Below are 23695 nucleotides of genomic sequence, written 5' to 3'. Positions count from 1 at the left end.
CGCAGGCTAGGAATAGCTTCGCACCAAGGCACTGGCGATCAGGGACCACCCATCTGCAATCACGAAAAACGCCAGTTTGAACGGCAGCGAAACCGTGGCGGGCGGCACCATCATCATCCCCATCGACATGAGTACCGCGGCCACTACAAGATCGATGATCAGAAACGGTAGAAATATCAGGAATCCGATCTGGAACGCGCGGGCAACCTCGGACAGCATGAACGACGGCATGAGAACCGACAGTGGCGCCTCCGGCGACAGCTGCATCGACGCGGTGTCGGGGCGCAAGGCCGCCATGGCCCGAAACGTGTCACCATCCAGCCGCGCCACCATGAACTCGCGGAACGGCACCATGGCACGTTCCAATGCAGGCTCTACCGCAAGTGTTTCTTCGACCATCGGTCGGATCCCGGTGTCCCAAGCCTGGGTAAAGACCGGCTCCATGATGAAGTAGGTCAGAAACAGCGCCAGGCTGACGATCAGCATGTTGGGCGGGGACTGTTGCAACCCAATTCCCTGCCGCAGAATGGCCAGTACCGTGACCAGAAATGGAAAACAGGTCACCATGATCGCAAGGCCTGGTGCCAGGCTGAGCACCGTGATCAGCAGGATCAACTGAATGGTTCGCGCCGATATGGATCCGCCGTCGCCCAACGACAGCGACAACTCCTGTGCCGATGCCAGTGCTGGTGTCAGCACAAGGATCGCCAATGCACACCAGACCGCCCGGCGCATCATCCAAGTCCGTTCTGGAAATCCGAAATCTCGGTCAGACGCACCGCCAATTGACCGGCATTGTCCCCCTCCATTTCCTCGAGCAGACCACGGGCGACCAATTGGTCGCCGACATACAGATCCACCGGATCTTCGACCCGTTTGTCCAAGGTCAGAACGGCGTTCTCACCCATGCTCAACAGGTCGCGTATCAGGGGGCGCGCCCGACCGACGGAAACCGTCACCTCGATGGGAACGGCTTCGAACGGATTGGGTCTTTCAGGTTTGGATGCAGGTGCGTCACTCATTTGACAAAGCCTCTTTTGCCTCAAAAACATATGCGTCGAAAGCGGCGGCGATCGCGTCCAGCAGCGCGGTGCAATCAACCTCGGACCGGGCGGTTCCGACCTGCAACCGCGCCTGACCCGGCAGCAACTCGGGGTCCGCGACGACCTTGGGGAGGGGCGTGATGTCGACGGGCAACAACGCCTCGACATCCCCTTCAACACCGGGTGGAACCAACAGAAGGATCGGTTGTGCAACCTGCGCATTGGCCATTTCGCTCAACTGCTCGATCACGCGGGCGGCAAGCCCCCGATCCAACGCCTGGGGAAGTACGGTCTGAACCAGAGCGCTGAACATCGGTTCAAGCGACAGGGTCATCCGGGTCAGAGCTTCCTGGTAGGTGAAGGACATGTCGGAGAAGGCTGCCCGCATATCCTCGGTCAGCGCAGCGCGATCTTGGGCTTGGGCCTGCAACGCATCCTCCCACCCGGCACCATATCCGCGTTCGAAAGCGGCGAGCCGCTCTTCCTCCAAAGCTTCTTCGTCCAGCAACCGCAGATTCGCGCCGTCAGCCTGAGCCGTGAAATCCTCGAGCAGGTGGGCGATCGACATCACACCTTATCCTCGTTTTCTTCCAGCCAGCTCCGCAGAATTTCGACCGTCTCTTCCTGTTTGTCCCCGATCATGGCGCGCAGACGGCCGACTGCATCTTCGCTTGCCGTGGACCCAATCGCAGGCACAGAGCCTCCGTTTTCACCCTGGCCAGTGAGAGCGCTGAATTCCTGTCCATCAGCATCTGAGATTTCACCGACAAGATATGGCGCGCCGCCCTCGGCGGAGGCTGCGGCAGGCGGCAAGGCTGGCACTGCGGCCGAACCGGTCAGGATCGGCCGGATCACGAACAGCCCCATGACCAGCGATACGATGGCCAACACTGCCATCTGTATCAGCGACATCGTATCCAGATGGATGCTTTGCCAGACCGAAGCGGTCGCCAGTGTTCCCTGCGGTTCGACATTGGGCAGTTCCAGGGATTTCAGCGTGATGACATCCCCGCGATCCGCATCGAAGCCCACGGCCGAGGCGACAAGCCCTTCCAGAGCGTCCAGTTCCGGCTGTGCCATCGGTTCAAAAACCTCGGCACCGGTGGCGTCCGTTGTGCGGATTCCGTTGACCAGCACGGCAACCGTCAGGCGTTTGATGGCCCCCGGCACCCGCAGAACTTCAAGCTCGGTCTCTGAAACCTCATAGTTGATCCGCTCCCGGGTTTGCGTGGCTGAAGAATTCGATTCATCGCCGCCATTGCCATCCCCGTCCGGCAGATTGGACGCGACCGTCACATCAGACGACTGATTGCGGGAGGTATCCGACCGTTCCTCGACATCGGTGCTGATTGCGACGCGGCCCTTGGGGTCGAACCGCCGCTCTCTTATGGATTCGGTCTCGGTGACCGTGTCGACGCTGACTTCGACCACCGCATTGCCGGGTCCGACGCGTGCCTCGACCAGCCGCAGGACGCGGTCGCGCAGGACCTTGGCCTTGTCATCGGCAGTGTCGGCGGCAACCGCCGTCTCTTGCGGGCCGATCACCGCACCGTTGGAATCGATCACCGCAACATCCTCGGGCGCGAGGCCGGTCACGGCGGAGGCCACCAGAAAACGGATCGCCTTGGCCTGCTCAACCGTGATCTTGGCCCCGGATGGCACCAGATAGACCGAAGCGGTTGGCGAAACGCTTGGCTGGAACGGGCTTGTGGACCCGCTGGCAATGTGAACCCGCGCCTGCCCTACATGAGGGCTGCTGACGATGGTTCGCGCCAGTTCACCCTCCTTCGCGCGCCAATAGGCAGCGTCGAACATCTGCGAGGTCGTACCGAATCCACTCAGCGTATCCAGCAGTTCATAACCCCGGTTGCCATTTGCAGGCAGACCCTCGCTTGCCAGGGTCATGCGCAACTCGTCGCGTTGCGAGCCCGGAACATAGATTGAGCCGCCACGAATCTCGTAGGTGACCCCGCGTTGATCCAGGGCCCGGACGATATCCCCCGCTGCCCCGCTTTCCAGCCCCGCATAGAGGAGTGTCATGGACGGAGATGTCACCAACCGCGACATCGCCAGGACACTCAGGAACACGACGACAGCCGCCCCCGCCACGATGATTTGTTTGCGCCTGCCCAAACTTGCCCAGACAGTTCCGATCTGCTGCACGCTCACCTCCGACTCGCCGACATTCTGTGCGGCTCGTGCCCTGTTTGAACGATTGCCCTTAACAATCGGTTAGTCCCTGCGGGGTTATGACGGGTGCCGAACGCAAGAATGAGGACGCCATGACAGACGCGACCGTGGATGAGGCAGAAGGCCCGAAGAAGTCGGGCAAAAAGGGACTGATGATTGGCGCGGTTCTGGCGCTGCTGGGTGCTGCGGGCGGGTACTATGTGACCGCGTCCGGGCTTTTGGGCAAAGCCCCAGAGGCCGAGGGGAAAACAGCGGAAAACGCGGACGCCGGAGATGCAATCGATGCGTTGCCGGATGTCGGGTTCGTCGACCTGCCGCCCGTGATCGTGTCCGTGAATTCCGGCGATTCGCGCCATCTGAAATTCCACGCGCAACTTGAGGTGGTCGCCGGTCACGAGGCCGAGGTGGAAAAGATGATTCCCCGCATCATGGACGTGATGAACGGCTATCTCCGGGCCATCAACCTGTCCGACCTCGAAGACTCGCTGGCTCTGGTTCGCATCCGCGGGCACCTGCTGCGACGCATCGGCATCGTCGTTGGCGAAGGTCGGGTACGTGACGTTCTGGTCACGGAATTCGTATTGAACTAGGAGGCGAAATTGGAACTGATCTCGGACATTTTGCTGGTCGCCGGCGCCTTGGGGGCCGGGTTGTACTGTTTTGTTCTGGCCCGACGCCTCAGGCGGTTCACGGACCTGGAGCGGGGTGTCGGTGGCGCGGTTTCCGTGCTGTCCGCACAGGCGGAAGAACTGAAAAAATCCCTGGATTCCGCGCGTGCTGCATCTGACCAGTCCGGACACAAACTGCAGGATCTGACCGAGCGCGCCGAGTCAGTCGCACAGCGGCTTGAGTTGATCATGGCGTCGATGCACGACGTGATCCCTGAGGACAAACCCGCGGCTGAAGAGCCTGCAAATTCCTCGGCCGAAACCAAAAAGCCGTCACCTCTCGAGGCGGAACCGGTCTCGCTGAAAGAGGAATCCCGGTCTCAAGCACCCGAGCAACCCGCCGAGCCTGCGGCTGTGGAACCAAAGCCATCCAAGCTGGAAGCCGAGGTCAAATCCACCAACGACTCCGCAGAGGATCCGGGCCCGATTCCCAAAGGCGTAATGTTCTTCAGGCACAAGGCGCAAGGTAGCGAGGCCCGATCCTGATGCGTAGCCTGCAACCTGCACAGCATCGACCACGTGGTGGCGTTCTGACCCTCATTTCAGCCTTGATGATCAGTTCCGCCATCATACGGCTGGGGCTGGAGGCTGGGCCGGCTTTGGCAAGGGGGTCTGACCCCTCGGAAGTCTCGGCACACAGCGCCGGATCGGACGAAAAACCGGACATGCAAGCCTTGCTGACCGAATTGCTGCGTCGGGAAGCAGCCGTCAAACAGCGTGAGAGCGCGCTGCGCGACAGGGAGCGTGCCCTGGAGATTGCAAACGAGGCCATTGCGACGCGCCTCTCTGATTTGCAAGAGGCCGAGGCTTCGCTGCGCGAGACATTGGCCGTGGCGGACAAGGCGGCTGAATCCGACCTCACCCGTCTGACCGATGTCTATCAGAACATGAAGCCCAAGGACGCCGCGGCGCTTTTCGAAACGATGGATCCGGTTTTTGCGGCCGGTTTCCTGTCGCGTATGCCGCCTGAGGCTGCTGCGGGTGTGATGGCAGGTCTCAGCCCCGAGGCCGCCTATACCATCAGTGTCGTAATGGCCGGACGCAACGCCAACGCCCCCACTGAGTAGCCGCCATGAGCCCCACCCTCAAAGACCGCTCTGCCGGAGAGTCCACATGATCGGAATTCTTGGAATCGTCTTTATTTTCGTAATGGTGTTCGGCGGCTACCTCGCCGCCGGCGGCAAGATGGCGATCATCCTCAAATCTCTGCCGTTCGAGATGATGATGATCGGCGGGGCCGCCATCGGCGCTTTTCTGATCAGCAATGACCTGTCGGCGGTCAAACACACGATCAAGGATCTGGGCAAGGTTTTCAAAGGCCCGAAATGGAAGCCCGAAGACTACCGCGATCTGCTGTGCCTTCTGTTCTCGCTGATCCGGCTTGCCCGTTCAAATCCGGTCGAGCTCGAGCAGCATATCGAAGACCATGAAAACTCGGCCATTTTTGCGGCCTTCCCCAAGATACAGGCGGACAAAGAGGCGGTCGACCTGATTTGCGACACCATGCGGTCGGCGGCGATGAACTATGACGATCCACATCAGGTTGAAGAGGTTCTGGAAAAGCGGATGGATGCCAATTTCCACCATGCCATGCATTCCAGCCACGCCCTGCAAACCGTGGCGGACGGGTTGCCGGCACTGGGGATCGTCGCGGCCGTTCTGGGCGTGATCAAGACCATGGGCTCGATCGACCAACCGCCCGAGGTCTTGGGCAAGTTGATCGGTGGTGCCCTTGTCGGGACTTTCCTGGGCGTCTTTCTGGCCTACGGGCTGGTCGGCCCCTTCGCCGGAAAGCTGAAAGCGGTCGTGGAGGAAGACAATCACTTCTATCAACTGATCCGGGAAGTTCTGGTTGCCAACTTGCACAATCACAACCCCGCAATGTGTATCGAGGTTGGTCGCCAGAACACGCCGACCCACAATCGCCCCGGCTTCACCGAATTGGAAGAAGCCTTGAAAGAGATCAAGCAGGCAGCAGCATGATCCGGGTTTTGCTCCTGACCCTTGGCCTGAGCGCATCGGCAACTGGAGTGCTGGCAAAGGATGTTCCGGTGCGGTCCGGCGAACATGACGGCTTCACGCGGCTTGTTCTCAGCGTTCCTGCGGGCACCAACTGGAGCCTCGCCCACCGGAAAAACGGTGCGCGCCTGGCGGTCGAATTGGACGACGTGGAATTCAAGACCGGATCGGTCTTTGCACGATTGTCCGCAGGCCGGCTTGAGGCGATATCGCAGGCCGATCCCGGCGCACCGCTTGAGCTGGACTTCGGCTGTGACTGCGCCGCGACCGCTTTTTTGTACAAGGATACGATGATCGTTGTGGACATAGCGGCGCAAAAAGCCTTGCCTCCGCCAAGTCTGGACATTCCATCGATCATGATCCCAGAGCAGACTTCCAAACGTCGTCCACAGGCCGAAGCCCCATCAATTGAATTGGTTGCCCCCCTTCTGCAACTGGATCGCGATGGCCTGCAGCAGCGCCTTTCGACCCGTCTGTTGCAAGGCGCGGATCGCGAGCTTGTCGACCTGAACGTCACACCTCCGGGTCCGCGTGCTTCGGTGCCGGAAGCGCTTCCAGACATCGCGCGGGATCTGCCTGCCCATATCCAGGTAAGCTCGATCCTTGACGAGTTGGGCAAACTGGGAGAGCCACCTCTGCAACCTCTGGAGTCGCTGCCAGCCTGTATTTCGGATGCCGAATTGGGGTTCGACACCTGGTCTGACGGTCGACCCTTTGCGCATCAGGTGGCTGAGCTGCGTGCAGGGCTGTTCCTGGAGTTCGACAGGGTCGACAGATCCATCGCGCTCAAGCTCGCAAAGCTGTTGGCACACTGGGGTTTCGGTTCAGAGGCCATTCAGGTTCTGCAGTTGATGGAAGATGCATCGCCGGAACAGGAATGGGTTCGAGCGGTCGCGCAAATAATTGATGATCAGCCCGTATCAGAGCCTAACAAACTGCGGGGGTTGCAACGCTGCGACGGCGCGGTTGCCATGTGGGCCGCGATGGCGGATGGCCAGTTGCAGGATGATGCGCAGCAGGAACGGATGGAACAGGCGTACCTGAGGCTTCCTGAGCATCTACGCCGGATCCTTGGCCCCCGGCTGGCCGAGATATTCGTCAACTCCGGCCAGCTTGAGGCCGCCCGGCGGGTACTGCGTTCGGTGGATCGCGTCCAAACTCTGCAACACCCCGAGGCGACACTCGCGCAGGCAACTGTTGCTGCCGCTGAGGGAGATGCGGACACCAGCGACGTTTTGTTGAACGACGTCATCGACAACCCAAGCTCGGATTTGGAAGCCCCGCTTGCCCTGGCCCGGCTCGTTGAAAAGAAGTGGGCAGAGGGTGGGGCCGTTTCGCGACGGCAAATCGATCTGATCTCGGGCTACGCGATCGAACTGCGCAATTCTGAATTGGGCCCGGTCATGGCCCGCGGTCACGCCCTGGCGCTTGCCCTTGGCAGCGAGTTTTCTGCGGCCTTCAATATCCTTGATGCCCATCGCGGAGACGAGACCTGGACCGGCACGCGCAATCGTATCTTGCAGCTGGCAGCAGCGCGCGCCGATGATCTGACCTTTCTGCTGTATTCAAGTACTCTGAAACCATATGAACTAGAGTTTAATTCGACCGAGACTTCGCTGTTGCTTGCCAAGCGTTTTGCGGACCTCGGCTTTGCCAAGCAAGCCCGAGACTTGACTGATGCAGGTTCGGATGGGACACGCAGGCGCGACCGCGCCATCCTTCGGGCCCGGGCCGCGCTGCTGGAAAACCGACCGGATCTGGCCCTGCGCGAATTGGCCGAGGATCCCTCCGATGTCGCTGAAAGGCTGCGGGCACAAGCCCTGACCGATATGGGCAATTACACGGCCGCCGTTGAGGCTTGGCGGGACATAGGGGATGAGGATTCCGCGGCGCGCCTGTCATGGTGGGCGGGGTTCAACTTGGAAGAAGTTGGGGCGAAGGACACCACGCTGGGGCAGGTCATAGATCTGAGCTCGGCCCTGCGTGCGCCAGTACAGCGAGAACCGGACAAGCCGATTTCTGACGCTGAACAGCTGCTTGAGGCCAGCGCCGACACGCGGCAGAAGATAGTCGAATTGCTGAACGTGACAACTGAATTGGAATAGTCAGGATCCGCGCGACGAACAGCCGACTTGTGCGCCTCGCATTGAGAGCATGCGCTTGTCTGAAAGAGCAAGCACCGCCAGACTGCCCCGCAAATTCAACCTTATCCAGGTCAGGGGCAACGGATGTCCGAAGCGCTCATTCGGTGTTTTGTCGCCATTCCCGTATCTTCCGAAATCGCCCAGATATGCGCCGACGTCGCGCGCGCAGCACATTGCGGTCGAAGTTTGCCTGCTGAAAACCTTCATCTGACGCTGGCTTTCCTGGGCGACCAGACCCGAAACGCCTTGATCGAATTAAATGATCACCTCGAAGCGCTGAAGCGCCCGGCCTTTTCCATCAGACTGTCCGGGCTGGGCAGTTTCGGAAACTCGCTGCACATGGTGGTAGAGCCCGATCCTGAACTCCTGCACCTGCATGAAAGCGTCCTGCAGTGCATTAGGCGGGCCGGGCTGAAGCTGCAACGCCGCCGCTTTCGACCGCATATCACCATAGTTCGGGGTATTGAATCGTCTCTAAACAAGGCCTTTTTGCATATCCCAGTTCCCCAAGACACCATGGTGGTGACCCAGTTCAACCTCAACTCTTCGACACTTCGGCCGGACGGGGCACGATATGAAACGCTGTCGACCTATCCTCTGCAGCTGCAAGGTTGGTCCGGTCAGGCTGACGACTTCGCCGACCGGTAGAGAGGCTGCACCATGTCACTAAACCGGGTGCCGGGATCGGTAAGGTTCAAAACCGCCCTGCTCAGATTCTTGGCAGCAGACTCTCCGATTTCCGGAGAAGAAAACTCGACAAACTTGTCGATGACGTCCTGTCGCGACATCGGAGACTCAGGCCCGCCCCCGGCATGGATGTCGCCCGAGCGGAAAACGCGACCGTCTTGCGTCGTTACCTGAACGTCGGCCCAGCGCCCGGCGGGAAAGCGGGAATTATGGCGGTCCGACTCGGATACGGTGATGCGGCTCAGGAAATCGGCGACCATCGGATCGGACAATCCATCGCCGCCGATGTGCTCGACCCCGATCCGCCCGTGTACCGCAAAAGTCGAGACAGCAAATGGCAGCGAGTATTGCGCCTGCGACGTCGTCTCGGGCATCCCCGAATACAGTTGAACCGCTTCGTGAAAACTGTGGATCTCGACACGGGCGATCTGGTGATGGGTCAGACCGTGCGAGTTCATCACCGTGCGCAGCCCGTCGATGGCGGCATGGGCCCAGCGGCAGATCGGATAGGGTTTCACATATTGATGTTCCATCTGCCAAAACGTGCCGAGGTCCTGCCAATAGGGTGCGGCGCGGTCCTCCTCGATGGTGATGGCGGGGGCGTCGGTAAAGCCGCGCTCGGCCAGAATTGCCGCCGACATGCCCACCAGCGCGCCCCAGCCCGAACCGTCATGCAGCATGGTCGGGTTGGCAATTTCGCGCATCATCTGGCTGCGGGGGCCGTGATATTCGGCAATGCCAAGGCCTTGGCGCAACTGGTCCGGTGAATGGCCCCGCAAGCGGGCCGCCATGGCAACCACGCCCAGTGCGTTCCACGCCCCCGAGGTGTGATAGTCGGTGACGGTGGCGTGCAGCGCGATCCCGGCGCGGCCCGCAATTTCGTACCCGGTGATAACGGCAGCCAGCGCATCGGGTCCGGACAGGTCAGGGCAGTGTTCGGCCAATGCGCACAGCGCGGGCACGACCACCACGCCGATATGCCCCTTGGTCGGGTTGTAGCCGTCGTGACCGTCGAGATTATCGGTCTGAGTCGCCGCCGCGTAGGCCGCGCCTGCCAGACTGACCCGGCGCCCATCGCACAGCATCCGCGCCGAGAACGCAGGATCGGTCGATCCGTACAGCAATGCGGCAGTATCGCGGGCGATCACGCCGGCCTCCATCGGGGTCGAGGCGATCACGATGCCCAAAGTATCCAGCAGCATGAGGGCCGCCGCTTCGCGCGCGCTGTCGGGCATCTGGTCCGCCGGGCGGTTCAGAACAAACTCGGCAACGCGGGCGAAGGTTTCGGTCACTTGGCACCCTCCATCGCCGGTTTTTGGTCACGCAGGCGCAGGCCCTTGGGGTCGAACGGAGGCGCATGCAGGATCCGCGCCCTGTGCGGCTTGCCCAGGATGAAGACATGCACCTCGTCACCCGGCTGAGCCACGGCTGGGTTGGCATAACCAATGGCCAGCGACTTGCCGACCGTATAGCCATAGGCGCCCGAAGTGACGCGCCCTACGGGCGTCCCATCGGGGGTGAAGATCGGCTCGCCTCCGCTGGCATCGGCATCGTGGGTGACATCAACCTCGAAGATCGACAGCACCTCGCGCGCGGGATTGTCCTTGATCGCCAGCCAAGCCTCCTTGTGCAGGAAATCCTTGTCTGGCTTGATCAACCCATCCAGACCGACCTCGTGCGGCCAGTACTCCTGAGAATACTCGCGCCCCCATGAGCCATAGCCTTTTTCGATCCGCAACGCGCCCAGAGCCCGGCTGCCGACCGGCCCGCCACCGCAGGCGCGGGCCGCGTCCAGAAGCGCTGTATAGAGTCTGATCTGATCACTTTCGGCGCAGTGCAGCTCCCACCCCAGATCGCCGGTGAAGCTGACGCGGATGGCAAGGCAGGTGACCCCGGCAACCTCGATCGTGGCCGAGCGCATGAAGCGGAACGCCTCATTCGACAGGTCGGCGTTGGTCAGCCGTTGCAAGGCCTCGCGCGATTTCGGGCCAGCGATGTTGAAGCCCGCGATGCGGTTGGTGGCAACTTCGAAGGTGGTGCCCTCGGGCAGGTCCACCATGTTGAAGAACCGTTGGTGATAGCGTTCGGCCATACCCGAACCAATCATCATGTATTCGTCTTGGGCCGTCTTGGTGATGGTGAAATCGCCGGCCACGCCGCCACGCACGGAAATCAGCGGGGTCAGGCAAGACCGCCCCACCTCGGTCGGCACGCGGTTGGCCACCAGCCGGTCGAGCCAGTCATGCGCGCCCGGCCCCTTGACGACGTAATTGGCAAAGTTCGAAATGTCGATCACGCCCACACTTTCACGCAGCATCCGGGCCTCTTGCCCCACCGGTTCGAACCAGTTCTGGCGGGTGAAGCCGTTGGTTTCGACCATTCCGGGCCGGTCGGCGAACCACAGCGGGTGTTCCCAGCCGCAGTTGAGGCCGAAGACCGCGCCCAACTGTTTCTGCATCTCATAGGCGGGGCGCACGCGGGCGGGGCGGCCGGCGCTGCGTTCCTCGTTCGGGAAATGGATGGCGAAGCGGTGGGAATACTGGTCGGCGACCCGCGCCTTGGTGAAGTTCTTGTCGGCCCAGTCGCCGAACCGCGCCAGATCCCAGGCGAACATGTCGTATTGCGGCTCGCCCTCGATCATCCATTGCGCGGCCAACAGCCCCAGCCCGCCCGATTGCGAGAATCCGGGGATGATGCCGGTGCAGCAGAAATAGTTGCGCAGTTCGGGCACTGGACCCCAGATGGCGTTGGAATCCGGAGACCAGATCATCGGGCCGTTGATCACCCGTTTCACACCTGCGGTCGCGGCCACCGGCACACGTTCGGTCGCGCGGATCACGTTCTCCATGATCCGGTCCAGATCGTCGGGAAACAGGTCATGGGCGAAATCCAGCGGCGTGCCGTCTTCGGCCCAGAAACGCATGTCTTTCTCGTAGGCGCCGATCAGCAACCCGTTGCCTTCCTGCCGGAAGTAATACTCGCCGTCGCGGTCGGCGATCGACGGCAGACGGCGGCCAAGGGCGGCGACCTCGTCAATCGCCTCGGTTACGAAATACTGATGCTCGGTCGGTTGCAGCGGCAGTTCCAGTCCCGCCAGTGCGGCCACCTCACGCCCCCACAACCCGGCGGCGTTGACCACCCATTGCGTGTGGATGTCGCCCTTTTCCGTGCGCACGATCCACGAGCCGTCGAGCTGCTGTTCAGTCCCTATTACGGGGCAAAACCGTTGAATCTCGGCCCCCAGCGCGCGCGCTCCGGCGGCATAGGCATGGGTCACGCCCGAGGGGTCCACGTTGCCGCCGTCGGGTTCATACATGATGCAGCGAATGTCATCGAACTGCGCCAGCGGGTGCAGCTCCATCGCCTGTTCGCGGCTGACCTCATGGAAATTCAGGCCATAGAACCGCGCCTTGGCCTCCTGCAGGCGCAGCTGGTGCTCGCGCGCTTCGGTCTGGGCGAGATACAGCGATCCCGGCTGGAACACCCCGCAGCCCTGCCCGGTTTCCTGCTCCAGCTGCTTGTACAGGTTCATCGTGTAGTGCTGGATGCGCGTGACGTTGTTGTTGTCGTGCAGCCCGTGGATGTTGGCCGCCGCGTGCCACGTTGAACCGCTGGTCAGCTCGTCCCGCTCCAGCAGGATCACGTCGGTCCAGCCCAGCTTGGCAAGATGGTAGAGGATCGAACAACCGACAAGGCCCCCTCCGATCACGACGGCCTGCGCATGGGTTCTCATTGGGCTTTTCTCCTGAATGGCGGGGGCGCGTCACCCCTCTGCCTCAGAAGTCAGCCACAGCGTGCGGACACCGTATGCTCTGTTCCCGACCCCAAATGTCGGGAACAGGGCAAGTTGGGCCGGAATCCCGGTTCGGGATCGTCTAGTAGGGTGCCTCGACGTCGTTCATCGAAACATAGACGGTTTTCATTTCCGAATAGTGGTTGATCGCCAGCTTCGAGTTCTCGCGTCCGACACCTGACATTTTCGACCCGCCGAACGGCGCCTCGACCGGGGCCAGGTTGTAGGTGTTGATGTAGCAGGTGCCCGCCTCGAACCCGGCCACCACGCGATGGGCGCGGGTCAGGTCGTTGGTGAAGACGCCGGCGGCCAGGCCGAATTCGGTGGCGTTGGCGCGGGCCATCACCTCGCCCTCGGTTTCGAAATCCAGCACCGACATGACGGGGCCAAAGATCTCCTCGCGGGCGATGGTCATGTCGTCGGTCACGTCGGCAAAGACCGTGGGTTCAAGGTAGAAGCCCGGGCGATCCAGCCGCGTGCCGCCATGGACCAGCCGCGCGCCTTCGGTCTTGCCATTTTCGATATAGCCCAGAACGATGTTCATCTGGTTTTCGCTGACCATCGGGCCGAAGTTCACGGCCTCATCCATCGGGTCGCCGATCTTCACCTTGGCAAGGCGTGCGGTCAGACGGGCCAGGAAGGCCTCTTTGATGCCCTTCTGCACAAAGACCCGCGTGCCGTTGGAACAGACCTGGCCCGAGGAATAGAAATTGCCCAGGATCGCGCCCGAGACGGCGTTTTCGATATCGGCACCGTCGAACACGATCAGGGGCGACTTGCCGCCCAGTTCCATCGTGACGTGTTTCATGCCTTCGGCCGCGGCGGCATAGACCTTGCGGCCCGTGGGCACAGAACCTGTCAGCGACACCTTGGCCACGCGCGGGTCGGTGACCAGCGCGGCGCCCACATCGCCATAGCCCTGAACCACGTTGTAGATACCCTTGGGAGCGCCAGCCTCGATCAGGATCTCGGCCACTTTCAGCGCCGACAGGGGCGTGGTTTCCGAGGGTTTGAACACCATCGCATTGCCGCAGGCCAACGCCGGGGCGCCCTTCCAGCAGGCGATCTGGGTGGGGTAGTTCCACGCGCCGATGCCGACGCAGACGCCCAGCGCCTCGCGGATGGTATAGACGAAATCGCCGCCACCCAGCGGGATGTGCTCACCGGTCAGGGACCCGGCCAGCCCGCCGAAATATTCCAACGCATCCGCGCCCGAGGTCGCATCGGCCACCAGCGTTTCCTGCAACGGCTTGCCGGTGTCATGGGTTTCCAGGATCGACAGCTCGCGGTTGCGCTCGCGCATGATGTCGGCGGCGCGGCGCAGGACGCGGCCGCGCTCGGTCCCGGTCATCGCCGCCCAGGCCTTTTGCGCGCGCTTTGCGCTTGTTAGAGCCTGTTCGATGATCTGCGGCGTCGCCGAATGCAAGCGGGCGATGACCTCGCCCGTAGCTGGATAGATCACGTCGATCGGGTTGCCTGCGGTGTCTTCGACATATTCGCCATCAATAAAGTGGCTGGCCTTGGGCTGAACTTTCATCGCGGATCCTTTTTTACTCTGGCCCCGGGGAACCGGTGCCGGTCGGTTTCATCCGCAGGTAATGATTATTGATTGATCAGTCAATAAAGCACTGCTTTGGGCGAATTCTTGCCAACAAAAAAAGGGGCCCTCTTGAAAAAAATGGTTAATGTTCCATTTCTGTTCTACATGATCGGAGGATCACCAGATGGAACAGTCTTTGCGCAAAACCGCCCCGATGGGGCCGACCAACGACTACCACATTCTGCCCGTCACGGACCGTCAGATGCGCTATGCGCGCGCGATCGCCCAGCAGTCCGCTCTGGAGATCCCGGTCGAGGCGCAGCGCGACCGGCGATCCATGTCCGATTGGATTTCGGCGCACAAGCCGCACGATCCCTCCCCCTTTGCCGACTACCCGACGGGTAAACAGGTGGCCTTTGCCGAGTGGATCTCGCGCACAAAACGCCGCCCGATCCCCAGCGAGTGCTTCCGCGACAAACGTGCGATGTCGCAATGGATTGATCGGAACAAGTGAAGAAATGTGGCCGGCGGGCTCAGGCGTCTTTGTCATGGCGATGACGATGCGACCGACCATACAGCCCCACGGCCGCTGCCACGAACAGGCCCAGTAGAATATAGCCGGTAATCGCCTCAGCCACGGCAAGGGCGCGGCACACACCAACTGGCCGCAAGTCACCAAAACCAACCGTCGTGAAGGTAACATACGAGAAATACAGGACATCCGCCGGACCGCGGGCGCCTTCAACGCACAGATCGTAGTACCCGTATGACCCGTAGACTGCAGCGAACAGAAACGGCACGACCTGGATGAAGGAAATTCCCATCAGCAGCAACTGCCGCTTGGGCGAGCGCACAAGCGCCATGTAGTACCAGGTCTGCGAGAAAAGCCAAATCGCCAACCCGATGGTGGCCGCGGCTCCGATTGTGTCGCCGGCGGCGGATTCGGTCAGGTGTGAAAGAATGTACCAAGCCAGAGCACTGAGCATGACAAGGCCCATCGCTGCGATCAGCGTGGGCTTCCAATCCTGCAATGTGGTTGGATCATGCGCCATCGTCCCCCCTCCCCAAGCACGGGTACCGGCCATATTTTAACGCCGGGCGCATCATCGCAAGCTTTTTTGCGGGATTCGAAGCTATTGGCCGCCGATATGCTCTTCGCCCCGCGCCCGTGCCAGCGTGATCTGTTTCTGCCGTTCGCGGAACCGCGCCTTGTCGGCCTCGGACGTCTCGTGGATGCACTGGTGGCAGGACACGCCATGCTCGTATTCGGGGCGGTCCCTGTCCTGAGGCAGGATCGGGCGGCGGCAGCCATGACACAGCTGGTGCGGCCCCTCGACCAGCCCGTGCCCGACCGAGACGCGATTGTCGAACACGAAGCATTCGCCCTTCCAGGTGCTGTCCTCAGGCGGGACCTCCTCAAGATAGCGCAGGATGCCGCCTTTCAGGTGGTACACATCCTCGACCCCCTGCCCAAGCAAATAGTTGGTGGATTTCTCGCAGCGGATGCCTCCGGTGCAGAACATGGCGACGCGCTTGTTGTGGAATCGGTGCTTGTTCTGCTCCCACCAGGTGGGAAAATCGCGAAAACTGGCCGTTCTAGGGTCGATTGCGCCGTCGAATGTGCCGATCGATACCTCATAGTCGTTGCGCGTGTCGATCACCACCACATCGTCCGAGCGGATCAAGTCGTTCCAGTCCTGCGGCTCGACATAATGGCCGGTGCGGGCGCGCGGATCGACATCCGGCTGGCCCATGGTCACGATCTCTTTCTTCAGGCGCACCTTCATCTTGCCAAAAGGCGGCTGGCTGGCGGTGGCTTCTTTCCATTCCAGATCGGCACAACCCGGCAGCGCCCGGATATGCGCCAGCACCGCGTCGATCCCGGCGCGTGGGCCGGCGATGGTGCCGTTGATGCCCTCATGCGCCAGCAGCAGCGTGCCCTTGACCGACTCCGCGCGGCACAGCTCCAGCAGCGGCGCGCGCAGGGCGTCCGGGTCGGCAAAATGGGTGAAGTGATACAGTGCGGCGATCGTGTACATGGCCGCGATCTAATGCGCGGCCCCCCGCAACGCAAGACACCGCATTGACGACCCCCGCCCGCCCGCCTACCGATAGGGCACGCAAAGGAGGCCGCCATGACCCATGCCCTGATTGTGATTGATGTCCAGAACGACTTCTGCCCTGGCGGCGCGCTGGCAGTTCCCAACGGGGATGAAATCATCGCCCCGATCAATGCCATGATGCCCGATTTCGATGCGGTGATCCTGACGCAGGACTGGCACCCGGCGGGTCATTCCTCGTTCGCGTCCTCCCATCCGGGCAAGGCACCTTATGATCTGGTCGAGATGCCCTATGGCCCGCAGGTCCTGTGGCCCGACCATTGCGTTCAGGGCGCGCCCGGCGCCGAATTCCGCCCCGACCTGCGCACCGATGCCGACCTGATCCTGCGCAAGGGCTTCCGCAGCGCGATCGACAGCTATTCGGCCTTCTTCGAAAACGACCACACCACGCCCACCGGGCTGGAAGGCTATCTGCGCACGCGCGGGATCGACCGGTTGACGCTGGTGGGCCTGGCGACCGATTTCTGCGTGCATTATTCGGCAGTGGATGCGGCCCGGCTGGGCTTTGACGTGACCGTCAGAACCGACGTTTGCCGCGCAATCGATCTGGATGGATCGCTCGCAGCGGCGGAGCAGGCCATGCGCGACGCGGGTGTTACGCTGGCCTAGCGGTTCAGGGCGTCGCTCCGGCCGCAGCCAGGTATTTCAGCAGGACGAACACGATAACCGCAAGGCCAAGGGCGAAGCCAATGCGCCCCGGCACGGTTCTTCGGTCAGGTTTTGCGGGCGCGGGTGTGGCCGGTTGCGGGCGGCGCACCGGATCGCGGCGTTTGATATCGACACTGGGTTGCGCGCTGCGGACATGGCGCAGAAAGCCGTGCAGATAGAATTCACCGCAATACTGGCCGCGCAATCCCGTTGCCCGAATATTTGCAAACAGCCGACGCAAGACTTTTTCGCGGGCCTCGGCGTCTTCGGCCGGATAGAAGCCACGTGGATCACTATTGCCGTGGCTGTCCAGAATGAACCCGGCATCCACGAACATCTGGCGCAGCTGCGGTGACGCTCCCCTAAGTGCATCGGCCGTCTTTACGTCGCGAAACCGCGCGTAGACGGTTGCGGTTTTCGAGTCTGCCGCAGTCGCCGAACCGCAATCACCCCCATCTTTCGCAATCGTTACAATATCAAAGTCGTAAGCCAGAACCATTCAGCCAACTACTACCTTCTCGTACCATCCCACCATCTAACTAGACCGCGAAAAGAACAGACATTATGCCCGCATTATGGCCTGTCCTTGGCATTGTTACCAAATCCGCGCCTCTTGCCATTCACCGCCCTGATTGATCTAACAACGGAAATGGCAGGAGTTCCCCATGGTCGACATCGCGACCCGTGTCTACAATCACAAATGGAAGATCGACCCGATTGTCCGATCTTTGATCGACACAGACTTCTACAAACTGCTGATGTGCCAGTCAGTGTTTCGAAACCGACCTCAAACAACGGTCGAGTTTTCCTTGATCAACCGCTCGAATCACGTCCCGCTGGCCAAGCTGATCGACGAGGGCGAACTGCGCGAACAGCTGGATCACATCCGCTCGCTCAGCCTCAGCCGGGGTGAAAGCACCTGGCTGCGAGGCAATACATTCTACGGCAAACGCCAGATGTTCCGCCCCGATTTCATGGAATGGTTCGAGAATCTGCGCCTGCCGCCCTATCACCTCGAACGCCGCGGCGATCAGTACGAGCTGACATTCGAAGGCAAATGGCACGAGGTCATGCTGTGGGAAATCCCGGCGCTGGCGGTGCTGATGGAGCTGCGCTCGCGCGCGGTTTTGAACGACATGCGCCGGTTCGAACTTCAGGTTCTCTATGCCCGCGCCATGACCCGTGTCTGGGAAAAGATCGAAACGCTGCGCGGCATTCCCGGTTTGGGCATCGCAGATTTCGGAACCCGGCGGCGGCATTCCTTCCTGTGGCAGGACTGGTGCGTGCAGGCGATGATCGAAGGGCTGGGCCCAGCGTTTACCGGCACGTCGAACTGCCTGATCGCCATGCGGCGCGAGGTCGAGGCGATCGGCACCAATGCACATGAACTGCCGATGGTCTATTCGGCGCTGGCCGAAACCGACGAAGAACTGGCCCGCGCGCCCTATGACGTGCTGAGCGACTGGCATGACGAACATGACGGCAACCTGCGGATCATCCTGCCCGACACCTATGGCACCAAGGGGTTTCTGGACCGCGCGCCCGACTGGCTGGCCGGATGGACCGGCATCCGCATCGACAGCGGCGATCCGGCCAAGGGCGCCGAGATCGCCATCGACTGGTGGAAATCGCGCGGCGAGGATCCCAGCCAGAAGCGGATCATATTCTCGGACGGGCTCGATGTGGACAAGATCCGCGAATTGCATGGCCAATTCGCGGGCCGGGTGAAGGTCTCGTTCGGGTGGGGCACATTGCTGACCAACGATTTCCGCGGGCTGGTGCCGGGGGATGCGCTGGCGCCGTTCTCGCTAGTGTGCAAGGCGGTCTCGGCCAATGGGCGTCCGACGGTGAAACTTTCGGACAACCCCGAAAAGGCGATGGGGCCGAAAGACGAGATCGAGCGCTACAAGCGCGTCTTTGGCGTAGGGGAACAAGAAGCGATCGAAGTGATCGTCTAGCCCGGCTCAGCCGTGATGGGCGGCCACGGTTTTCAACTGGGAAAAACCGTACAGCGCCTCGAACCCCTTTTCGCGGCCATGGCCCGATTTTCCGACCCCGCCGAACGGCAGCTCGACCCCGCCGCCCGCGCCGTAGTTGTTGATGAACACCTGCCCCGCGCGCAACCGTTTGGCCAGCCGCATCTGCCGCGCGCCGTCCCACGTCCAGACCCCGGCCACCAGCCCATAGTCGGTGCCGTTGGCGATTTGAATGGCCTGTTCCTCGGTGTCGAAGGGGATCAAAACCTGGACGGGGCCAAAGATTTCCTTCTGCGCCAGCGGATGATCGGGCGGCACGTCCCCAAACACCGTCGGGCGCACATAGGCCCCGCCCGTCGGCGCGTGATCCACGATCCGGCCCTGTGCTGCGATCTCAAGATCAGCCCCCTGCGCCAGAAAGCCGGTTACGATCCGCTTCTGCCGGTCCGAGATCAGCGGCCCGACGCGCAGATCCTCGGTCGCAGGTCCGACGGTCAGGTCGGCATAGGCGGCGGCCATGCGCGCCTTGACCTCGGCATAGACCCCGCGCTGCACCAGAACGCGCGACCCGGCCGAGCAGGTCTGACCCGCGTTCTGGATGCCCGCATTCACCAGAAACGGCAACGCGGCCTCCAGATCGGCATCATCGAACACCAGTTGCGGAGATTTTCCGCCCAGTTCCAGCGTCACCGGCACCACGTTGGCCCCGGCCGCCTGCTGCACCAGCGCGCCCGTCGCCACGGACCCGGTGAACGAGATATGATGCACACCCGGATGCGCCGACAGGGCCGCGCCCGCCTCGGACCCGATGCCGGACACCACGTTCAGCGCCCCCGGCGGCAGGCCGGCCTCGGTGGCCAGATGGGCAAAGGCCAGTGCTGTCAGACAGGCCTCTTCGGCCGGTTTCAGAACGCAGGCATTGCCCATGGCCAGCGCCGCCCCGACCGAGCGGCCGATGATCTGCATCGGGTAGTTCCACGGCACGATATGGCCGGTCACGCCATGCGGCTCGCGCAGGGTATAGACGGTGTAGCCGTCCAGATAGGGGATGGTCTGACCCATCACCTTGTCCGCCGCACCGCCGTAGAATTCGCAATACCGCGCCAACGCCAGTGCGTCGGCGCGCGCCTGGGTCAGCGGTTTGCCAACGTCCAACGCTTCGAGCAGCGCAAGCTCTTCGGTCCTGTCCCGCACCAACTGCCCCAGCCGGGTCAGGATGCGGCCCCGCTCCAGCGCGGTCGTCCTGCCCCAGTCACCGTCCAGCGCCGCCTGCGCGGCCTGCACGGCGGCATCGATCTGCGGCGCCCCACCGCGCGCAATCCGGCACAGCGGCGTGCCGTCGGACGGGTTGGTCAGATCAAGCGTGTCGTCGGTTGCGACCCAATCGCCGCCGATCAGGCACAGGGTGGGGTCAAACCAGATGGGATTTAGCATATCTGCCTCCAAAATAGGCTCTAACAATGGGATTTCATGCTGCGCCCTGCCCGATCTCGGGCAATTTCGGCACGGCTTGGATCAGGGATTGCGTATAGGGGTGCTGCGGGTCCGCGAACACGCGCTCGGTCTCGCCCTGCTCGACGATCCGGCCTGCTTGCATCACCATCACCCGGTCGGTGATGGTGCGCACCACGCTCAGGTCATGGCTGATGAACAGGTAGGTCAGGTCATAGGCCGCACACAGCTCGGCCAGCAGGTCGAGGATCTGCGCCCGCACGGACACGTCGAGTGCCGAGACGGCTTCGTCGAACAGGATCAGCTCGGGCCGGATGATCAGGGCGCGGGCGATGGCGATGCGCTGGCGCTGCCCGCCCGAGAATTCGTGGATGTATTTCCCCGCATCGTCCGGCGAGAGGCCTACGGCGGTCAGCATCTCGGCGATCCGATGCTGCCGTTCGGACCCGGTGGGCGGCGTTCCCAGCAGGTGAAAAGGCTCGGTGATCAGGCGGGCGACACGGTGGCGGGGGTTGAAGCTGCCGAACGGGTCCTGGAACACCACCTGCATCTTGCGGCGCACGGCCAGATTGGGTTTGCGACCGGTGAACACTGGCAGGCCGCCCAGCAGGATCTGCCCGCCCTGAACCTTCTCAAGCCCCAAAATCGCCCGTGTTAGGGTCGATTTTCCGCAGCCGGACTCGCCCACAAGTCCAAGGCGTTCGCCCCGGTTCAGCGTGAAACTGACGTGGTCCACGGCCCGGTGATGACCCGGCTTTTCAAACAACCGCGTGCGCGGCAGGCGATAGTCGCGCACCACGTTGCGAACCTCGAGCAGCGGCGCGGGCGCGGGCGGCGCAGGCAATGCGACCCGGTGGCCCGAGGCCTGAAACAGCATCCGCGTATAGGGATGCTGCATGTGGCGCAGCAGGTGGTTTGTCGGCCCGGTTTCGACCACGCGCCCCTTCTGCATCACCACGATCCGGTCGGCCATGTCGGTCACCACCGCCAGATCGTGGGTGATCATCAGCAGGCCCATGCCGTATTCGGTAACCAGCCCCTGCAGCAGATCGAGGATCTGCGCCTGCGTGGTCACGTCCAGCGCCGTCGTCGGCTCGTCCGCGATCAGCAGCCGAGGGCGCAGGGCGATGGCCATGGCGATCACCACCCGCTGTCGCTGCCCGCCCGACAGTTCGTGCGGATAGCGCGACAGGGGAAAGCGGTCGGGCGGCAGGCCGACGCGGGTCAGAACCTCTTGGGCGCGCGCGCGGGCGGCGTCGGGGGGCATGGCCTTGTGGATCAGGATGGTCTCCATCACCTGATCACCGATGGTCTTCACAGGGTTGAGCGCCGTCATCGGCTCCTGGAACACCATCCCGACGGCCGCGCCGCGCAGGCGGCACATCTCGTCCTCGGGGCTATTCAGAACCTCGTGCCCGTCAAGGCGGACCGAGCCGCTGGCCACGGCCCCTGCGGGCAGCAACTGCATCACCGCCAGTGCCGACATCGACTTGCCCGAGCCGCTCTCACCGGTGACGGCCACGATCTGCCCGGGGTCGATGGACAGGCTGACCTGGTCCAGAACAGGGACCCCGTGGATCGACAGCGACAGGTTATGGATTTCCAGCAGGCTCATGCGCGGGCCACCCGGATGCGAGGGTCAAGCCAATCGCGCAGCCCGTCGCCCAGCAGGTTCAGCCCCAGCACCGTCACGATGATCGCCAGCCCCGGAATCAGAGCCAAATGCGGGGCAAAACTGACCATCGTCTGCGCATCCGCCAGCATCCGGCCCCAGCTGGGCGTGGGTGGCTGCGCACCGAGGCCGACATAGGACAGCCCCGCTTCGGCCAGAATACCAAGGCTGAACTGGATGGTGCCCTGCACGATCAGCAAATTGGCGACGTTGGGCAGGATGTGCTCGGCCGAAATCCGCGCCGCGCCCTTGCCCGCCACACGGGCGGCCAGGATGAACTCGCGCTCCCACAGGGACAGGGCCGCGCCGCGGGTGATACGGGCGAAGACGGGGATGTTGAAGATGCCGATGGCGATGATCGCGTTCACCGCACCGGGGCCGAAGACGGCGGTGATCAGGATGGCAATCACCAGCGAGGGGAAGGCAAAGACCAGATCGTTGCCGCGCATGATCAGCTCGTCCAGCCACGACCCCTTGCGCGCCGCGGCCGTCAGCCCCAGCGGCACGCCGAACCCCATGCCGATGCCCACAGCCACCAACGCAACGGCGATCGAGGTGCGCGCACCCACCATGATCATCGAGAACATGTCGCGCCCGAAATGATCGGTACCGAACCAGTGCTGCGCATTGGGCGGCTGCAATTTGTCGGGGATGTTCAGCGCGGCGTGGTCATAGGGTGTCCAGACGAAGGACAGCAGCGCCATCAGCACCACCACCGAGGACAGCCCCGCCCCCAGAATCAGAGACCGGCTCATGTGCGGCTCCGCAACCGGGGGTCGACCGCGGCATAGGCCAGATCGACCAGGAAATTCACCGTGATGACCGCAAAGACCAGCAGCATCACCACCGACTCCACCACGATCAGGTCCCGCGCCGAGATCGCCTGGAACACCAGCCGCCCCAACCCGGGCAGATAGAAGACCTGCTCTATGATGATCGATCCGGCCAGCAGGAAGGAAAACTGCAGCCCGATGATGGTCAACACCGGGATCAGCGCGTTGCGCACCCCGTGCCGCCACAGCGCTTGACGGCGCGACAGGCCCTTGGCGCGGGCGGTGCGCATAAAATCCTCACCCAGAATGTCCAGCAGTGCCGAGCGCATGACCCGCGACAGAATCGCCGCCTGTGGCAGAGCCAGCGCAATCGCCGGCAAGGTCAGCGAGTGCAGCCCGGCCCACAGGCCGTTGTCCCACCCCGCGAACCCGCCCGCGTTGAACCAGCGCAGGTTGATGGCGAAGATCAGCACCAGCATCATCGCAAACCAGAAATTCGGCACCGCGATGCCCAGCTGCGTGGCCCCCATTACCGCCAGATCGCCCGGTTTCCCCCGACGCGCGGCGGCGTAGATACCGACCGGAAAGGCGATCAGCGTCGACAGTGTCAGCGCATAGAGCGCCAGCGGCAGCGACACCCACAGCCGGTCGGCCACCATCTGCGCCACCGGCGTGCGATAGGTGTACGACGTGCCGAAATCTCCGGCCAGCATACCGCTGACCCAGTTCAGGTAGCGCTGCGGCCGTGACACGTCCAAGCCCAGTTCGGCGCGCAGGGCGGCCAGCGTTTCGGGCTGGGCGTTCACCCCCAGCATGAACGAGGCCGGATCCCCCGGCGCCACCTCGATCACCGTGAAGATGACCACCGAAGCGACGGCCAGGCTGAGTGCCAGCGAAATCAGACGTTTGAGCGCATATCGGAGCATTGCCGCCACGTTAGGCCGGGATTGGCCGCCGGTCCAGCGGCACA

General features: G+C 62.5%; 23 protein-coding genes. 9 read left to right on the top strand and 14 right to left on the bottom strand.

Annotation, left to right across the window (positions count from 1 at the left end; genetic code table 11):
* Nucleotides 1-6: 6 nt before the first annotated feature.
* Genes fliP through fliF form a run of 4 tightly spaced genes read right to left on the bottom strand, consistent with a single transcriptional unit; the run spans nt 7 to nt 3206 of the window.
* Nucleotides 7-735 (bottom strand): flagellar type III secretion system pore protein FliP, encoded by a 729-nt coding sequence (fliP, locus tag ACR0IR_RS12145; RefSeq protein ID WP_437342612.1) that lies wholly within the window; start codon nt 733-735, stop codon nt 7-9.
* Complete coding sequence (locus ACR0IR_RS12140) at nt 735-1022, bottom strand: FliM/FliN family flagellar motor switch protein (protein WP_093964097.1); 288 nt, start codon at nt 1020-1022, stop codon at nt 735-737. The genes fliP and ACR0IR_RS12140 overlap by 1 nt, the downstream gene beginning before the upstream one ends.
* Complete coding sequence (locus ACR0IR_RS12135) at nt 1015-1611, bottom strand: FliH/SctL family protein (RefSeq protein ID WP_170364100.1); 597 nt, start codon at nt 1609-1611, stop codon at nt 1015-1017. Before ACR0IR_RS12135 ends, ACR0IR_RS12140 begins: the two co-directional genes overlap by 8 nt.
* A complete protein-coding gene (fliF, locus tag ACR0IR_RS12130) occupies nt 1611-3206 on the bottom strand; it encodes a flagellar basal-body MS-ring/collar protein FliF (RefSeq protein WP_170364099.1) in 1596 nt (531 codons plus the stop codon). The genes ACR0IR_RS12135 and fliF overlap by 1 nt, the downstream gene beginning before the upstream one ends.
* A gap of 119 nt (nt 3207-3325) precedes the next feature.
* Here fliF and ACR0IR_RS12125 point away from each other — a divergent pair, with 119 nt between their 5' ends.
* The 6 genes from ACR0IR_RS12125 to thpR all read left to right on the top strand — a co-directional run bounded on the left by ACR0IR_RS12125 (nt 3326) and on the right by thpR (nt 8712).
* Complete coding sequence (locus ACR0IR_RS12125) at nt 3326-3823, top strand: flagellar basal body-associated FliL family protein (RefSeq protein ID WP_480779120.1); 498 nt, start codon at nt 3326-3328, stop codon at nt 3821-3823.
* Nucleotides 3824-3832: 9 nt separating this feature from the next.
* Nucleotides 3833-4387 (top strand): hypothetical protein, encoded by a 555-nt coding sequence (locus ACR0IR_RS12120; protein ID WP_170364097.1) that lies wholly within the window; start codon nt 3833-3835, stop codon nt 4385-4387.
* Nucleotides 4387-4968, top strand: a complete 582-nt coding sequence (locus tag ACR0IR_RS12115) for a MotE family protein (protein WP_170364096.1) — start codon at nt 4387-4389, stop codon at nt 4966-4968. The genes ACR0IR_RS12120 and ACR0IR_RS12115 overlap by 1 nt, the downstream gene beginning before the upstream one ends.
* 46 nt (nt 4969-5014) lie before the next feature.
* A complete protein-coding gene (motA, locus tag ACR0IR_RS12110; RefSeq protein WP_170364095.1) occupies nt 5015-5884 on the top strand; it encodes a flagellar motor stator protein MotA in 870 nt (289 codons plus the stop codon).
* Nucleotides 5881-8025, top strand: a complete 2145-nt coding sequence (locus ACR0IR_RS12105; protein WP_170364094.1) for a hypothetical protein — start codon at nt 5881-5883, stop codon at nt 8023-8025. Before motA ends, ACR0IR_RS12105 begins: the two co-directional genes overlap by 4 nt.
* A gap of 123 nt (nt 8026-8148) precedes the next feature.
* Nucleotides 8149-8712: an RNA 2',3'-cyclic phosphodiesterase gene (thpR, locus tag ACR0IR_RS12100; protein ID WP_170364093.1), complete on the top strand. Its 564-nt coding sequence runs from the start codon at nt 8149-8151 to the stop codon at nt 8710-8712.
* Here the strand turns inward: thpR and ACR0IR_RS12095 are convergent.
* From ACR0IR_RS12095 to betB, 3 genes are all read right to left on the bottom strand, one after another.
* Complete coding sequence (locus tag ACR0IR_RS12095) at nt 8685-10043, bottom strand: MmgE/PrpD family protein (RefSeq protein WP_480779119.1); 1359 nt, start codon at nt 10041-10043, stop codon at nt 8685-8687. The genes thpR and ACR0IR_RS12095 overlap by 28 nt on opposite strands.
* Nucleotides 10040-12484 carry a GcvT family protein gene (locus tag ACR0IR_RS12090; protein ID WP_170364091.1) on the bottom strand — a complete coding sequence of 815 codons (2445 nt, stop codon included), beginning with the start codon at nt 12482-12484 and terminating at the stop codon, nt 10040-10042. Before ACR0IR_RS12090 ends, ACR0IR_RS12095 begins: the two co-directional genes overlap by 4 nt.
* A 142-nt stretch (nt 12485-12626) precedes the next feature.
* Nucleotides 12627-14081 carry a betaine-aldehyde dehydrogenase gene (gene betB / locus ACR0IR_RS12085; protein WP_170364090.1) on the bottom strand — a complete coding sequence of 485 codons (1455 nt, stop codon included), beginning with the start codon at nt 14079-14081 and terminating at the stop codon, nt 12627-12629.
* 187 nt (nt 14082-14268) lie between these two features.
* On the opposite strand from betB, the gene ACR0IR_RS12080 reads away from it, so the two are divergent.
* Nucleotides 14269-14598 (top strand): hypothetical protein, encoded by a 330-nt coding sequence (locus tag ACR0IR_RS12080; protein WP_170364089.1) that lies wholly within the window; start codon nt 14269-14271, stop codon nt 14596-14598.
* 19 nt (nt 14599-14617) lie between these two features.
* On the opposite strand, the gene ACR0IR_RS12075 is transcribed toward ACR0IR_RS12080, so the two are convergent.
* Entirely contained in the window at nt 14618-15136 is a 519-nt protein-coding gene (locus tag ACR0IR_RS12075) for a potassium channel family protein (RefSeq protein WP_093964086.1), read from the bottom strand.
* 81 nt (nt 15137-15217) lie between these two features.
* Nucleotides 15218-16123: an oxygen-dependent tRNA uridine(34) hydroxylase TrhO gene (gene trhO, locus ACR0IR_RS12070; RefSeq protein ID WP_170364088.1), complete on the bottom strand. Its 906-nt coding sequence runs from the start codon at nt 16121-16123 to the stop codon at nt 15218-15220.
* Nucleotides 16124-16219: 96 nt separating this feature from the next.
* On the opposite strand from trhO, the gene pncA reads away from it, so the two are divergent.
* Complete coding sequence (gene pncA, locus ACR0IR_RS12065) at nt 16220-16813, top strand: bifunctional nicotinamidase/pyrazinamidase (RefSeq protein ID WP_170364087.1); 594 nt, start codon at nt 16220-16222, stop codon at nt 16811-16813.
* 4 nt (nt 16814-16817) lie between these two features.
* On the opposite strand, the gene ACR0IR_RS12060 is transcribed toward pncA, so the two are convergent.
* Nucleotides 16818-17351 (bottom strand): hypothetical protein, encoded by a 534-nt coding sequence (locus ACR0IR_RS12060; RefSeq protein WP_170364086.1) that lies wholly within the window; start codon nt 17349-17351, stop codon nt 16818-16820.
* Nucleotides 17352-17517: 166 nt separating this feature from the next.
* Here ACR0IR_RS12060 and pncB point away from each other — a divergent pair, with 166 nt between their 5' ends.
* Nucleotides 17518-18810 (top strand): nicotinate phosphoribosyltransferase, encoded by a 1293-nt coding sequence (pncB, locus tag ACR0IR_RS12055; protein WP_170364085.1) that lies wholly within the window; start codon nt 17518-17520, stop codon nt 18808-18810.
* Between the two features lie 6 nt (nt 18811-18816).
* On the opposite strand, the gene ACR0IR_RS12050 is transcribed toward pncB, so the two are convergent.
* From ACR0IR_RS12050 to ACR0IR_RS12035, 4 genes are read right to left on the bottom strand one after another with little or no spacing between them, the layout of a single operon-like run.
* Nucleotides 18817-20262, bottom strand: a complete 1446-nt coding sequence (locus ACR0IR_RS12050; RefSeq protein ID WP_170364084.1) for an aldehyde dehydrogenase family protein — start codon at nt 20260-20262, stop codon at nt 18817-18819.
* Between the two features lie 34 nt (nt 20263-20296).
* Nucleotides 20297-21895 (bottom strand): ABC transporter ATP-binding protein, encoded by a 1599-nt coding sequence (locus ACR0IR_RS12045; RefSeq protein WP_170364083.1) that lies wholly within the window; start codon nt 21893-21895, stop codon nt 20297-20299.
* Complete coding sequence (locus ACR0IR_RS12040) at nt 21892-22707, bottom strand: ABC transporter permease (RefSeq protein WP_170364082.1); 816 nt, start codon at nt 22705-22707, stop codon at nt 21892-21894. The genes ACR0IR_RS12045 and ACR0IR_RS12040 overlap by 4 nt, the downstream gene beginning before the upstream one ends.
* The gene (locus tag ACR0IR_RS12035) at nt 22704-23651 is read right to left on the bottom strand and encodes an ABC transporter permease (protein ID WP_480779118.1); all 948 of its coding nucleotides are present in this window, start codon (nt 23649-23651) and stop codon (nt 22704-22706) included. The genes ACR0IR_RS12040 and ACR0IR_RS12035 overlap by 4 nt, the downstream gene beginning before the upstream one ends.
* Nucleotides 23652-23695 lie beyond the last annotated feature (44 nt).

The sequence above is a fragment of the Ruegeria sp. CF2 genome (assembly GCF_056537385.1).
Note: the sequence above shows the minus strand (reverse complement) of the source record. Positions and strands in the feature narration are given on the sequence as shown.

Coding starts and splice junctions, on each gene's coding strand:
- betB (WP_170364090.1), bottom strand. CDS start 14,081: ATGAAAGTTCAGCCCAAGGCCAGCCACTTTATTGATGGCGAATATGTC.
- ACR0IR_RS12080 (WP_170364089.1), top strand. CDS start 14,269: ATGGAACAGTCTTTGCGCAAAACCGCCCCGATGGGGCCGACCAACGAC.
- motA (WP_170364095.1), top strand. CDS start 5,015: ATGATCGGAATTCTTGGAATCGTCTTTATTTTCGTAATGGTGTTCGGC.
- ACR0IR_RS12115 (WP_170364096.1), top strand. CDS start 4,387: ATGCGTAGCCTGCAACCTGCACAGCATCGACCACGTGGTGGCGTTCTG.
- ACR0IR_RS12105 (WP_170364094.1), top strand. CDS start 5,881: ATGATCCGGGTTTTGCTCCTGACCCTTGGCCTGAGCGCATCGGCAACT.
- ACR0IR_RS12060 (WP_170364086.1), bottom strand. CDS start 17,351: ATGGTTCTGGCTTACGACTTTGATATTGTAACGATTGCGAAAGATGGG.
- ACR0IR_RS12090 (WP_170364091.1), bottom strand. CDS start 12,484: ATGAGAACCCATGCGCAGGCCGTCGTGATCGGAGGGGGCCTTGTCGGT.
- ACR0IR_RS12140 (WP_093964097.1), bottom strand. CDS start 1,022: ATGAGTGACGCACCTGCATCCAAACCTGAAAGACCCAATCCGTTCGAA.
- ACR0IR_RS12050 (WP_170364084.1), bottom strand. CDS start 20,262: ATGCTAAATCCCATCTGGTTTGACCCCACCCTGTGCCTGATCGGCGGC.
- ACR0IR_RS12125 (WP_480779120.1), top strand. CDS start 3,326: ATGACAGACGCGACCGTGGATGAGGCAGAAGGCCCGAAGAAGTCGGGC.
- ACR0IR_RS12040 (WP_170364082.1), bottom strand. CDS start 22,707: ATGAGCCGGTCTCTGATTCTGGGGGCGGGGCTGTCCTCGGTGGTGGTG.
- ACR0IR_RS12035 (WP_480779118.1), bottom strand. CDS start 23,651: ATGCTCCGATATGCGCTCAAACGTCTGATTTCGCTGGCACTCAGCCTG.
- trhO (WP_170364088.1), bottom strand. CDS start 16,123: ATGTACACGATCGCCGCACTGTATCACTTCACCCATTTTGCCGACCCG.
- fliP (WP_437342612.1), bottom strand. CDS start 735: ATGCGCCGGGCGGTCTGGTGTGCATTGGCGATCCTTGTGCTGACACCA.
- ACR0IR_RS12135 (WP_170364100.1), bottom strand. CDS start 1,611: ATGTCGATCGCCCACCTGCTCGAGGATTTCACGGCTCAGGCTGACGGC.
- pncA (WP_170364087.1), top strand. CDS start 16,220: ATGACCCATGCCCTGATTGTGATTGATGTCCAGAACGACTTCTGCCCT.
- pncB (WP_170364085.1), top strand. CDS start 17,518: ATGGTCGACATCGCGACCCGTGTCTACAATCACAAATGGAAGATCGAC.
- ACR0IR_RS12045 (WP_170364083.1), bottom strand. CDS start 21,895: ATGAGCCTGCTGGAAATCCATAACCTGTCGCTGTCGATCCACGGGGTC.
- ACR0IR_RS12075 (WP_093964086.1), bottom strand. CDS start 15,136: ATGGCGCATGATCCAACCACATTGCAGGATTGGAAGCCCACGCTGATC.
- thpR (WP_170364093.1), top strand. CDS start 8,149: ATGTCCGAAGCGCTCATTCGGTGTTTTGTCGCCATTCCCGTATCTTCC.